Here is a 13,085-nt window from a genome sequence, read left to right as displayed (position 1 = left end):
CCCGGTCAGGCCAGTGGCTTCGGCAGGGGCTCGCCGTACCAGAGCTCGACCAGACGGGCCGCGATCGAGATACCCGACGGAGGCAGGACCTCCCCGGACTCGAACGCGGCCCGCAGGTCTTCGCGCGAGAACCAGCGGGCCTCGTGGATCTCCTCGCCGTCCACATCGATCACGGAGCCCTCCGGCGACGCGGCGCGGGCCATGAAGCCCAGCATCAGGCTCGACGGGAACGGCCAGGGCTGGCTGGCGACGTACTCGACGTGGCCGACCGTCACGCCCACCTCCTCGAACACCTCGCGCGCCACCGACTGCTCGATGGACTCGCCCGGCTCGACGAAGCCGGCGAGCGTCGAGAAGCGGCCTTCCGGCCAGTGCACCTGGCGGCCCAGCAGCGCCCGGTCCTCGTCGTCCGTGACGAGCATGATCACGGCCGGATCGGTACGCGGGTAGTGCTCGGCTCCGCATGCCTGGCAGCGGCGGATGTGGCCGGCCGCCGCGACAACCGTGCGCTCGCCGCAGCGCGAACAGAAGCGGTGCAGCCGCTGCCAGTTCTCCAGGGCGACCGCGTGAACCATCAGGCCCGCGTCCCGGGGGGACAGGAGAAGTCCCGCCTCGCGGAGTCCGGCGGGACGGGCCGACTGGTCCATGCGACCGGGCAGCGCGTCCTTCTGCAGTGCGAAGTAACTGACCCCGTCCTCGTCCGTGCCGAGGAAATAGCGGTGCGTCTCCGTCGGCGGGGCTTCGAAGGCCGGCGTCATGACGAGTGCGGTTCCGCCGTCGGGGGTGTCGTCGACCAGCACCTGCCCGCCGGAGACCACGAAGACCCGGGTCGTCGGGTGGCTCCAGGCGGCGGCGAGCCAGGCCTCGTCGAGGCGGTGGTGGGCCGCGCGGTCGATGCCGCTCGGGGCGGTGAGCCCGATCGGACGGTCGGCGCCGAGCTCGGGGTGGCCGTAGTGGTCGGTCGTGGTGCTCACAGGTGCTTCCAACTCCCCCGGTGGGTGTGGGTGGTACGGGCTGCTCAGGCGCTGTGCCAGGTGGCGGCGAGGTCGCCCCAGAGGTAGGCGGTGGTTTCGACTCCCTTGAGGAGCAGGTCGAGTTCGACCTTCTCGTTCGGGGCATGCCAGCCGTCGGACGGTACGGAGATACCGAGGAAGAGCACCGGCGCGCCGAGCACGTCGCGCAGGTCGGCGGCCGGCCCCGAGCCCCCTTCACGGGTGAAGAGGATCTTCCGGCCGAAGGCCCGGCCCATGCTTCGTACGACCGACTGGAGAGCGGGGTGGTCCAGCGGGGTCAGACATGGGCGGGTCGCCGCACCAAAAGTGATCTTGTGGCGGATACCGGCCGGCACGTGGGCGGCGACCCAGTCGCATACGGACTGCTCGATCCTGTCCGGGTCCTGGCCCTCGACCAGCCGGAACGACAGCTTCAGATGGGCGCTCGACGGGATGATCGTCTTGCCGCCCGGTCCCTGGTAGCCGCCGCCGATGCCGTTGACCTCTGCGGTCGGGCGGGCCCAGATCCGTTCCAGGGTGGTAAGACCGGCCTCCCCGAGGGTTCCGTACGACTTGGCCGTACGCAGCCACTCGGCCTCGTCGAACGGCAGCTCCGCGAACAGTTCGCGCTCCCGCTCGGAGAGCTCGACGATGCCGTCGTAGAACCCGGGGACCGCGACCCGCTCGTCGGCGTCGTGCAGGGCCGCGACCAGGCGGGCCGCGATCGTCGCCGGGTTGGGCACGGCGCCGCCGAAGGAGCCCGAGTGAATGTCCTGGTCCGGTCCGTACAGCTCGATCTCGCAGTCCGCGAGGCCGCGCATGCCGGTGCACACGGTGGGGGTCGTCTCCGACCACATGCCGGTGTCGGAGACGATGACGGCGTCGGCGGTGAGGCGCGCCGCGTGCCGTTCCACCAGGGCCCGGAAGTGCGGCGACCCGGACTCCTCCTCGCCCTCGACGAGAAGCTTGAGGTTCACCGCGGGGGCGCTCCGGCCGGTGGCAGCGAGGTGGGCCCGTACACCCAGGGTGTGGAAGAACACCTGGCCCTTGTCGTCGGCCGCGCCGCGTCCGTACATTCGGCCGTCGATGATCTCCGGCTCGAACGGGTCCGTGTGCCAGCCGTCCTCACGCGCCGCCGGCTGTACGTCGTGGTGGCCGTACACCAGCACCGTGGGCGCCCCGGGGTCGCCGGAGGGCCACTCGGCGAAGACCGCGGGTGCGCCGTCGGTCGGCCAGATCTCGGTGACCGGGAAGCCGGTCTCGGCGAGCTTCGCCGCGAGCCAGTCGGCGCTGCGCCGTACGTCCCCGGCATGGTCCGGCTGCGCCGATACGGACGGGATGCGCAGCCAGTCGGCGAGGTCGGCGAGGAAGGCGGCGCGGTGGTTCTGTATGTACGTACGGACGGCGCTGTCCGGGGTGTCGCTCATGCCCCCGAGCCTATCTGTCCTGCTCCACCTGGCTTTCCTCGCCCAGCAGGATGCGCTCCAGCCCTGCCCGGTCCGGCAGGCCCGCGGGGCGGACCACCTCGCCGCTGCGTACGTAGAGGAAAGCCGCACGGACCTCGTCAGGGGAGAGGTCGTGCTGTTCGGCCCACGCGAGCCGGTAGACGGCGAGCTGGAGGGGATCGGCGGTGCGGGCGCGGGCGGTCTTCCAGTCGACGATCTCGTACGTGTCCGTGTCGTCGTCCCGGTAGACGGCGTCGATCCGGCCGCGGATCACCCGGCCGGCCAGGGTCAGCTGGATGGGCACCTCGATCCGATGGGGGGTGCGGCCGGCGTACGGGCTGCGCTCGAACGCCTCCTTGAGCGCCTCCAGGTCCCGTTCGTCCGCGATCTCCGCGTCCGTGCCGGGCAGCTCGTCCGGCTCGAGCATCGGGAGCTGCAGCGCCTCGAACCGTGATTCCACCCAGGCATGGAAGCGGGTGCCGCGACGGGCGGCCGGCTGCGGCGGGCGGGGCATGGGCCGGGCCAGCTCCTGGGCGAAGCCGTCGGGATCGGCGGCGAGCCGCAGCAACTGGGAAGCGGAGAGGGCGCTCGGCAGGGGGACGTCACGGACGGTGGCGCGGGCCCGGCGCAGCTCGCCGGTGAGCGCGTCGAGGTCGCGGTCCCAGGACGCGAGGAGGCGGGCCTCTTCGCCCACGACGCGCTCACGGGGAGCGGGGATGCCGGGGGCGGCGGGGGCGGCCAGGGCGCCCGCTTCGCGGCGCCCACGGTCGGCGTCCCGAGCGGACATGGCCGGGGGCGCCTGGGCGCCCGCTTCGCCGCGCCAGGCATCAGCGTCCCCGGCCGGTCCGGAGTCCGGAGCGCCGGGACGGACCGCCGGGGCGGCTTCGGCGTGGCAGGGGTCCTCCTCCGCCCAGGGGGCCCAGTCCTCCGGGCCCTCCGTGTCATCCCAGTCCACCGGGCAGTCCTCCGGGGCTGCCGGGTCCACCGGGCAGTCCTCCGGGGCTGCCGGGTCCACCTGCCCTTCCCAGTCCTCCGGATCTGCCGGGCCTTCCGGAAAGTGCTCGCCGTACGAGCGCTGGGTCCCCGCCGCGTCCTCGTCGGCGAGCGCGTCCAGGTGCGTCAGTACCGTTTCGGCCGCCTTCCGGCGCCGGGCCAGTGACGCCGGGTCCAGCGGAAGCGGCCAGGCGTGGTCCGCAGCTGCCGCGCGCAGAGCCGGGTTCTCCTCGTCCTCGGCCGGCTCGTCCGCCCACACCTCGATCTCGCCGTGCCCGGCGGCACAGTGGTCGTACAGCGCGCGCAGGAAGCCGGAGGGACCCCGGTACCGCTTCTGAGTCCGGCCCCACCAGTGCCCGGAGCCGAGGAGCAGCGAGCGGGGGCGGGTGAAGGTCACGTACCCCAGGCGCAGTTCCTCCGTCGTCTGATGATCCTTCATGGCGTCCTTGAACGCCTTCAGGCCCTTCGCGTCCCACTCGGAGACGTCCGGGAGCGTCTCCGCGTCGCCGCGCAGCGCGTGTGGAAGGACCTTGGGCTGGGCGGTCCAGGACTCTCGGCCCTGCTCGCTCGGGAACTGCTTGGCGACCAGGCCGGGCACGGCCACGACGTCCCACTCCAGGCCCTTGGACTTGTGGGCCGTGAGTACCTTGACCGTGTTCTCGCCTCCCGGGAGGGCGTTGTCGAGGCCCTTCTCGTACTGGGCGGCCGTGCGCAGGAACCCGAGAAAGGCGAGCAGGCTCGCCTGACCGTCGAGCGCGGCGAAGCCCGCCGCGATGTCGAGGAAGTTGGAGAGAGTCTCGCGGCGGCGGGCGGCCAGGGCGTGCGGCGAGGCGGACAATTCCACGTCGAGGCCTGTCGTCGCGAGCACCCTGTGGAGTACGTCCATCAACGGGTCGGCGAGGGAACGGCGCAGGTCCCTCAGTTCGGCCGCCAAGCGTGCGAACCGGACGCGGGCGTCGGTGGAGAAAGGGAGGTCGTCGTAAGTGGCGTCCGATTCGATGAAGGTGTCGAGGGCGTCTGCCAGCGAGATGACCTCAAAGGGGTCGACGCCTTCCACCGCCTCGGCCAGGCGGCGGTCGGGGTCGTCGTCCCGGCCGGCTGTTTCGTACCGTACGAGCTGCCGCGCCCGGCGCCCCAGCAGCGCCAGGTCCCGGGCACCGATCCGCCAGCGCGGGCCGATCAGCAGCCGGACGAGGGCGGCGTTGGCACCTGGATCCTGAAGGACTTCGCAGACCGCGACCAGGTCGGCGACCTCGGGCAGGTGCAGCAGGCCGGACAGCCCGACGACCTCGACCGGGATGTCGCGGGCGACCAGCGCACCCTGAATCTCGGCGAAGTCGGCCGCGGTGCGGCACAGCACGGCGATCTCGCCGGGCTCCTTGCCGGTACGGACGAGGTGCGCGATCGAGTCGCCCAACCAGTCCAGCTCGTCGGCGTGGGTCGGCAGCAGCGCGCAACGGACGATGCCGTCGCGCTCGGCGCCGGGCGCGGGGCGCAGCGCCTCGACGCCCTCGTGCAGGGCGCGCAGCGGGGCGGCGAGTCCATTGGCGAGATCGAGGAGGCGACCGCCGCTTCGCCGGTTCTCGCTGAGCGAGAAACGGTCGGCGGGACGGCCGTCGGCGTACGGAAAGTGGGCCGGGAAGTCGTCGAGGTTGGCCACGGACGCGCCGCGCCAGCCGTAGATGGCCTGGCACGGGTCACCGACCGCGGTGACCGCGTGGCCTGTACCGCCGCCGAACAGACCGGAGAGCAGGAGTCGCTGGGCGACGGACGTGTCCTGGTACTCGTCGAGCAGGACGACACGGAACTCGTCGCGCAGGATCCGGCCGACCTCCGGGCGGCTGGTCGCGAGCTGCGCGGAGAGGGCGATCTGGTCGCCGAAGTCAAGGAGGTCGCGGCTCCGCTTCTGCTCGCGGTAGCGGGTGGTCAGCTCCAGCAGTTCGAGCCGGGCCGCCGCAGCCTCGGGAACCTTGCGCAGGTCGGCGTTGGTGAGCTTGGTGTGCGCCAGGACGTCGAGCAGCTCGGTGTCGAACGCGCGGAGGCGGCCGGGGTCCACCAGGTGCTCGGCAAGCTCCGCGTCCAGCGCGAGGAGGTCGCTGACCAGGGAGGGAACGGATTTCGTCAGCGCGGGATACGGGCCGGGCGCCTCCCGCAGCACCCGCGCGGCGAGCTGGAAGCGCGTGGCGTCGGCGAGCAGCCGGGCGGACGGCTCCAGCCCGATGCGCAGGCCGTGGTCGGTCAGCAGCTGCCCCGCGAAGGCGTGGTACGTCGAGATGCGCGGCTCACCCGGAGGGTGATCCGGGTCCAGAGCCTCGGGATCGGTCACCCCGGCGCGTATCAGCGCGGTCCGCACCCGCTCGGCCAGCTCGCCCGCGGCCTTGTTGGTGAAGGTCAGGCCGAGCACCTGCTCGGGGGCCACCTGACCGGTGCCGACCAGCCAGACCACCCGGGCGGCCATCACCGTCGTCTTGCCGGATCCGGCTCCGGCCACGATGACCTGCGGGGCGGGCGGCGCGGTGATACAGGCCGTCTGCTCCGGGGTGAAGGGGATACCGAGGAGCTCTTTGAGCTGCTCGGGGTCGGTGATGCGTGCGGACACCCGGGAGAGGCTATCCGGGCCCGCTGACAATCCGGCACGGCCGACCGGCTTCCTGGCGCCGGCCGCGGGGTGGTGTGCTGAGCATCACCCCCACCGCCGCCCGTCCCGGTCAGTCCGGCTCCCTGTGCTGCCGCCCAGCTCGGCTACTCGGCTACTCGACGATCTGCCGGCCCTCCGGCTGCGCGCTGCACGACGCCCGGAAGGAGCAGTGCGCGCAGTGCTGTCCCGCCGAGGGCGTGAAGCGCTCGTCGAGGACGCGCCCCGCCGCGGTCGCGAGCAGATCGCCCACCCACTCCCCCGTCGGCGGCTCCTGCGCCTGCACCCGCGGGACGCTCTCGCCGCCGTCCTTCTTCGGCGCCCCTTGGCGCAGCTGGACCAGTTCGGCCCCTCCCGGCGGCGGGCGGAGGCCGCCGAACGCCTCGTCCACCGCGCCCTCGCGGACCGCGAGCTGATAGACCGCCAGCTGAGGGTGGCGCGCGACCTCGTCCTTCGTGGGCGTCTGTTTGCCGGTCTTGAAGTCGACGACGTACGCGCGTCCCTCGGCGTCCGTCTCCACCCGGTCCATCGAGCCCCTGATCCGTACCCCGTACTGGCCTGCCTCGAGCGTCACGTCGAAGTCGTGCTCGGTGGCGACGGGAGTACGGCCCGCGCGGTCCATGACGTGCCAGCGCAGGAAGCGCTCCAGCGCGGCTCGCGCGTTCTCCTTCTCCTGCTGCGACTTCCAGGGCGCGTCGAAGGCGAGCCCGTCCCATACGGAGTCGAGCCGCTCCATGAGGACGGCGAGGTCGGCCGGGGTACGGCCGGAGGCGACCTCGTCGGCCAGCACGTGCACGACATTGCCGAACCCCTGCGCGGCCGTGGCCGGCGCGTCCGCCCTCACCTCGCGGCCCAGGAACCACTGGAGGGAGCAGGTGTTCGCGAGCTGGTCCAGCGCGCTACCGGACAGCGTGACCGGCTTCGTCCGGTCGCGCAGCGGTACGGCGCTGTGCGTGGGCTCGTACAGCCCCCACCAGCGGTACGGATGCGCCGCCGGTACGAGCGGCCGGCCGTCCTCGTCGCTGAGTGCGGCGAGTCGCGCCAGTCGCCGGGCCGCGGCATCGCGCAGCGCGGCGGAGGCCTGCGGGTCGACGGTGGTGGCTCGCAGCTCGGCGACGAGCGCGGCGACGGAGAGCGGGCGGCGGGGGCGGCCGGTCACGTCCTTCGGCTCGACGCCGAGTTCGGTGAGGAAGCGGGAAGGCTGGTCTCCGTCGTCGGCCGGCGCCTTGACCGCGGTGACGACGAGGCGTTCGCGAGCCCGGGTCGCGGCGACGTAGAAGAGTCTTCTCTCCTCGGCGAGGAGTGCGCCGGGGGTGAGCGGCTCGGCGAGTCCGTCTCGGCCGATCCGGTCCGCCTCCAGCAGCGAACCGCGGCGCCGGAGGTCGGGCCACAGGCCTTCCTGCACGCCGGCCACGACGACGAGCCGCCACTGAAGCCCCTTGGAGCGGTGCGCGGTCATCAGTCGTACGGCGTCACGGCGGACCGCCCGCTTGCTGAGCGTGTCCGCGGCGATGTCCTCGGCGTCCAGCTCCTCCAGAAAGTTCAGTGCGCCGCGTCCGCCGGTGCGCTCCTCGGCGCGGGCGGCGGTGTCGAACAGCGCGCAGACGGCGTCGAGGTCGCGGTCGGCGTTGCGGCCGGACGCGCCGCCGCGCCGCGCGGCGCGCTCCAGCCGCTGCGGCCACGGTGTGCCGTTCCACAGCTCCCACAGTGCCTCTTCGGCGGTGCCGCCGCCCTGGAGCAGCTCGCGCGCCTTGCGGAGCAGCGCGCCCAGGCGCTGTGCACCGCGGGCGTACGCCGGGTCGTGCGCGACCAGCCGCTCGGGCTCCGCGAGGGCGCGGGCCAGCAACTCGTCGGACGGCGGGGGTACCCGGTTGCCGGCGGCCCGCTCCTCGTCGCGCAGGGCCCGCCCGAGCCGGCGCAGATCAGCGGCGTCCATACCGCCGATTGGCGACGCGAGCAGTTCGATCGCGGTCTCGACCTCGAGCCACCCGCCCTCGTCGGCCGGGGCGGTCGCACCGCCGCCCGCCGGGACGTCGTCGGCCTCCGCCTGGGGCTCCGGCAGACGGTGCCCCGCGTCGGGGGAAGCGGCCGTCGCGGGGAAGGCCGGCGTCATCGACGGCGCCGGCGAAGTGGTCGGCGCCGAAGCGGGCGCCGGCGAAGCGCTCGCCGCCGAGGGGAGGGATGCTGTCGCCACCGCTCTCAGCGCCGTCAGCAGCGGGGTCACCGCCGGCTCGTGGCGCAGGGGGACGTCGTCGCCGTCCGTTTCCAGCGGGACGCCCGCCGAGGTCAGCGCCCGGCGGATGGACGGGATCGTCCGGCCGCCCGCGCGGACCAGGACCGCCATCTCGCTCCAGGGCACGCCCTCCTCCAGGTGGGCGCGGCGCAGCAGGTCCGCGATGTTGTCGAGTTCGGTGCCGGGCGCCGGGTACGTGTAGGCCTCGACACGGCCGCCCTCCCGCACCGCCGCGAGCTCCCGGTGCGCCCGGACCTTCTCCGCCGGCAGCCGGGTCAGCGGCATCCGGCGGGTCAGCAGCCGGGTCGCCGCCAGCAGGGCGGCTCCCGAGCGGCGGGATGTGGTGAGGACCTCGACGGCTGCGGGGCTCCCGTCGGCGCGGCGGAAGGTGTGCGGGAAGTCGAGGATGCCGTTGACGTCGGCTCCGCGGAACGCGTAGATCGACTGGTCGGGGTCGCCGAAAGCGACCAGCGTGCGGCCCCGGCCGGCGAGTGCGTGCAGCAGCCGGACCTGTGCCGGGTCGGTGTCCTGGTACTCGTCGACGAAGACGGCGTCGTACTGCGTCCACAGCCGCTGCGCGACGTCCGGGCGCTCGGCGAGCAGCACAGCCCGGTGGACGAGTTCGGCGTAGTCCAGGACGCCCTGCAGATCGAGTATGTCGAGGTACTCGGCGAGGAAGGCCGCCGCCGCCCCCCAGTCCGGCCGTCCGGTACGGGCCGCGAAGGCGGCGAGGGCATCGGGCCCGAGCCCCAGTTCACGGGAGCGGGCGAGCACCGCCCGTACCTCGTCCGCGAAGCCGCGCGTGGTGAGGCAGGCGCGCAGTTCGTCGGGCCAGCGGATGGTCCGCAGCTCCTCCTGGCCGGCCAGGAGGTCCCGTACCGCAACGTCCTGCTCGGGACCCGAGAGCAGCCGCAGCGGATCGGCGAACAGATCGCTGTCCTGGTTCGCACGCACCAGGGCGTAACAGAAGGAATGGAAGGTGGTCGCCTGCGGTCCGGGCGCACCGCCCAGCCGCAGCGCGGTCCGGTCGCGCAGTTCCACCGCCGCCTTGCGGCTGAAGGTGAGGACCAGGATCCGGTGAGGATCCGTGCCGGCCGCGACCCGGGCGGCGACCGACTCGACCAGGGTCGTGGTCTTGCCCGTGCCCGGTCCGGCAAGGACCAGCAGCGGTCCGGCGGTGTGGTCAACCACCGCGCGCTGGCGTGCGTCAAGAAGAGGAGGATCCACCGGCCCCGGCGGGGTACGCACCAGCCGGTACGCGCCGGGGGTCCGCTGCCGTGTCTCACGACGGTGCGGTGGCGTGTGCCGAGTGGATGGGAAGGAGCTCACGTGGGTCGCCGGTCCTGGTGGGTGTGCTGGGTGGTGGCGGCGTGCAGGGGGCCGCGTGCTGGAGACGCTACGCCAGCGGGAGGCGGGGTCGCAGCGAGTCCGCCGGGTAGCCCGTACAGTCCTCCGGCCCTCCGCCGCGCCGCCGGATGGCGGAAGCTGTCAGGTGTGAGCCTCGCTCGTTCCGCCGTCGCCGGCCCACCGCGCGCGTTTCATGTCGACGCGCGGAAGGTGGCCGTCCGCGCCGCGGCCGGCCTCGCGCAGCGGGGTCCCCTCGGCCCGGTAGTGGCCGAGCGCGCGCAGCTCGTGCCCGGGCAGCAGCACCCCGTCGGACCGCATGACCCGCCACCACGGCACGACTCCGCCGTACAGGGCCATCACCCGGCCCACCTGCCGGGGGCCGCCCTCGCCGAGCCACTCCGCGACATCTCCGTACGTCATCACCCGGCCGGGCGGAATCCCCTCCGCCACTTCCAGGACCCGTTCCGCGTACTCGGGCAGCTCGTCGCTCATCCGTCCCATACTGCCGCACCCCACCGACAGAGCCGCCGGGCGCATGTTACGCATCGCACGCCTGCGCAGTGCCCCCTGATGCCCCACTCGGGCGCCTGGGCGTGCCACCATCATCCGGGCGGTGACCGGTGATACGAGATAAAGAAGAGACGGCGAAGGAGCAGGGCGTGCAGCCTCCGCAGACGGAGACGGCCCCTGCCGCAGAATCACGCCCCGACGTGCCCGCAGCGCCGCCCGAAGCCCCGGACGGGACCGCGGACGGGACCGCGGAAGCGACTCCGAACGCGACCCCGGACGGGACCGCGGAAGCGACCGCGGCCGGGGAGACCGCGCACCGGACGCCGGACGACGCCCAGGCAGGCCCCGTGGAGGGCGACGAACCGCTGCTTCCCGCCCGCGTACACCGACCGTCCGACCTGGTGCGGCTGCTGGTCGGCGTCCTCGGCATCGCCGTGGTGCTGGCCATCGCGGCCTTCGCGCACGGTACGACCGAGGGCCTGGAGCAGGACATCAGCAAGGGCACGGGCCGGGCGCCCGACCTGCTGATCAAACTCGCGGGCCTGGTCTCCAGCATCGCCGTACTGCTCGTGCCGGTCGCCTTCGCCATCGAGCGGCTGATCAAACGCGACGGACTGCGCATCGCGGACGGTGTACTAGCGGCCGTCCTCGCCCACGGCGTCACCCTCGCCACCGACCTCTGGGTGGCCGAGGCCGCCCCCGGCTCCATCCGGGACGCGCTCACCCAGCAGGCCGTCGGCGACGCGCTGACCGATCCCGTGCACGGCTATCTCGCGCCCGTCATCGCCTATATGACGGCCGTCGGGATGACCCGCAGACCCCGCTGGCGGGTCGTGCTGTGGGTGGTGCTGCTGCTGGACGCCTTCGCGATGCTGGTCGGCGGATACACCACGCCGTTCTCGATCATCCTCACCGTGCTGATCGGCTGGACCGTCGCGTACGGGACGGTGTACGCGGTCGGCTCCCCCAACGTCCGCCCCACCGGCCAGACCCTCCTCGCCGGCCTGCGCCACGTCGGCTTCCGCCCGGTCAGCGCAATGCGCGCGGAGGAGGTGCCCGACTCCGCCGACCACGGCGACCGCGGCCGCCGCTACCTGGTCGCCCTCGAGGACGGGCCGCCGCTCGACGTCACCGTGGTGGACCGCGAGCAGCAGGCGCAGGGCTTCTTCTACCGGGTGTGGCGCCGCGTCACCCTGCGCGGCATCACCCAGCGCCGCAGCCTCCAGTCGCTGCGCCAGGCGCTGGAGCAGGAAGCACTCCTCGCGTACGCGGCGATCGCCGCCGGCGCCAATGCCCCCAAACTGATCGCCACCTCCGAGCTGGGGCCGGACGCGGTCATGCTCGTGTACGAGCACATCGGCGGCCGCTCGCTGGACTCCCTGACCGACGAGGAGATCACCGACGAGCTCACTCGCAGCGCGTGGCGCCAGGTGAAGGCCCTCCAGTCGCGGCGGATCGCGCACCGCCGCCTGGTCGGTGACGCCATCCTGGTGGATCGTTCCGGCAGTGTGATCCTTACTGACCTGCGCGGCGGCGAGATCGCCGCGAGCGACATCGTCCTGCGGATGGACATCGCGCAGCTGCTCACCACGCTCGGCCTGCGGGTGGGCGCCGAGCGCTCGGTGGCCGCGGCGGTCGCGGTGCTCGGCGGCGACGCGGTCGCGGACTGTCTGCCGCTGCTGCAGCCGATCGCGCTGAGCCGCTCCACCCGCGCGACGCTGCGCAAACTGGCCCGGGAGCGTTCCCAGCGCGAGCGCGAAGCCGTCCTGGAGGCATCGCGGGCCGACCGGACCGAGGCGGCCGACGAACAGGGCGCCGGACCCAAGTCCGTACGCGCGGAGAAGCAGGCCGGGAAAGCCGGCAAGCGGGCGGAGAAGCGCGCCATCGACGAGGCTCTGGACGAGGCGCGCGAGGAGGACCTGCTCACCCAGATGCGCGGCCAGGTGCTGCTCATCCGGCCGCAAGCGCCCGTCGAGCCTGCCCGGCTGGAGCGGATCAAGCCCAAGACGCTGGTCAGCTTTATCGCCGGCGCGTTCGCGGCGTACTTCCTCCTCTCGCAGCTGACGCACATCGAGTTCGGCACACTCATCGACCGGGCGGAGTGGGGCTGGGTGGCCGCGGCCGTCCTCTTCTCCGCGCTCAGCTATGTCGCGGCCGCGATGAGCCTGCTGGGCTTCGTGCCCGAGCGGGTGCCGTTCGTACGGACCGTCCTGGCGCAGGTCGCCGGGTCGTTCGTAAAGCTGGTCGCGCCGGCGGCGGTCGGCGGCGTGGCACTCAACACCCGATTCCTGCAGCGCGCCGGTGTACGCCCGGGGCTGGCCGTCGCGAGCGTCGGCGCTTCCCAGCTGTTCGGCCTCGCCAGCCACATCCTGCTGCTGCTCGCCTTCGGCTATCTGACGGGGACGGAGAAGACGCCGTTCCTCACCCCCTCCCGGACAGTGATCGCGGGCCTGCTGACGGTCGCCGTGCTGGCGCTGGTGGTGACGGCGATCCCGTTCATGCGGAAGTTCGTCGCCACGCGGGTCCGCTCGCTCTTCGCCGGTGTGGTGCCGCGCATGCTGGACGTACTCCAGCGGCCGCAGAAACTGCTCACCGGCATCGGCGGCATGCTGCTGCTGACCGGCACCTTCGTCATGTGCCTCGACGCGTCGATCCGCGCCTTCGGCGGCAGTCAGACGATCAGTTACGCGAGCGTCGCCGTGGTCTTCCTGGCGGGCAACGCGCTGGGGTCGGCCGCGCCGACGCCTGGCGGTGTGGGCGCGGTGGAGACGGCCCTCATCGCTGGCCTGATCGCCGTGGGGCTGGAGAAGGAGATCGCGGTCCCGGCCGTACTGCTCTTCCGGCTGATGACGTTCTGGCTGCCGGTGCTGCCGGGCTGGCTGTCCTTCAACCACCTCACGCGCAAGGGCGCGCTGTAAGCCCTCTCCGGT

General features: G+C 73.0%; 6 protein-coding genes. 1 reads left to right on the top strand and 5 read right to left on the bottom strand.

What is annotated here, in order from left to right:
- Positions 1-5 precede the first annotated feature (5 nt).
- From nudC to AB0M62_RS12635, 5 genes are all read right to left on the bottom strand, one after another.
- Positions 6-974 (bottom strand): NAD(+) diphosphatase, encoded by a 969-nt coding sequence (gene nudC, locus AB0M62_RS12655; protein WP_366074154.1) that lies wholly within the window; start codon positions 972-974, stop codon positions 6-8.
- A 44-nt stretch (positions 975-1,018) separates the two neighbouring features.
- Positions 1,019-2,419 (bottom strand): dipeptidase, encoded by a 1,401-nt coding sequence (locus AB0M62_RS12650; protein ID WP_366074153.1) that lies wholly within the window; start codon positions 2,417-2,419, stop codon positions 1,019-1,021.
- A 10-nt stretch (positions 2,420-2,429) separates the two neighbouring features.
- Positions 2,430-6,029 (bottom strand): UvrD-helicase domain-containing protein, encoded by a 3,600-nt coding sequence (locus AB0M62_RS12645; protein ID WP_366074152.1) that lies wholly within the window; start codon positions 6,027-6,029, stop codon positions 2,430-2,432.
- Between the two features lie 151 nt (positions 6,030-6,180).
- On the bottom strand, positions 6,181-9,627 hold the full coding sequence (locus tag AB0M62_RS12640; protein WP_366074150.1) for an ATP-dependent DNA helicase: 3,447 nt from the start codon (positions 9,625-9,627) through the stop codon (positions 6,181-6,183).
- Positions 9,628-9,786: 159 nt separating this feature from the next.
- The gene (locus tag AB0M62_RS12635) at positions 9,787-10,146 is read right to left on the bottom strand and encodes an MGMT family protein (RefSeq protein WP_366074149.1); all 360 of its coding nucleotides are present in this window, start codon (positions 10,144-10,146) and stop codon (positions 9,787-9,789) included.
- Between the two features lie 119 nt (positions 10,147-10,265).
- Here AB0M62_RS12635 and AB0M62_RS12630 point away from each other — a divergent pair, with 119 nt between their 5' ends.
- Positions 10,266-13,073, top strand: a complete 2,808-nt coding sequence (locus AB0M62_RS12630) for a lysylphosphatidylglycerol synthase transmembrane domain-containing protein (RefSeq protein WP_366074148.1) — start codon at positions 10,266-10,268, stop codon at positions 13,071-13,073.
- Positions 13,074-13,085: the final 12 nt, after the last annotated feature.

Origin of the sequence: Streptomyces sp. NPDC051219 (assembly GCF_040682335.1) — a bacterium.
Taxonomy (GTDB): Bacteria; Actinomycetota; Actinomycetes; order Streptomycetales; family Streptomycetaceae; genus Streptomyces.
This window is presented reverse-complemented; position numbering and strand designations above follow the sequence as displayed.

What these genes read in the sequence shown, in the direction of transcription:
- AB0M62_RS12650 (WP_366074153.1), bottom strand. Translation starts at nt 2,419, where the DNA reads ATGAGCGACACCCCGGACAGCGCCGTCCGTACGTACATACAGAACCAC.
- AB0M62_RS12635 (WP_366074149.1), bottom strand. Translation starts at nt 10,146, where the DNA reads ATGGGACGGATGAGCGACGAGCTGCCCGAGTACGCGGAACGGGTCCTG.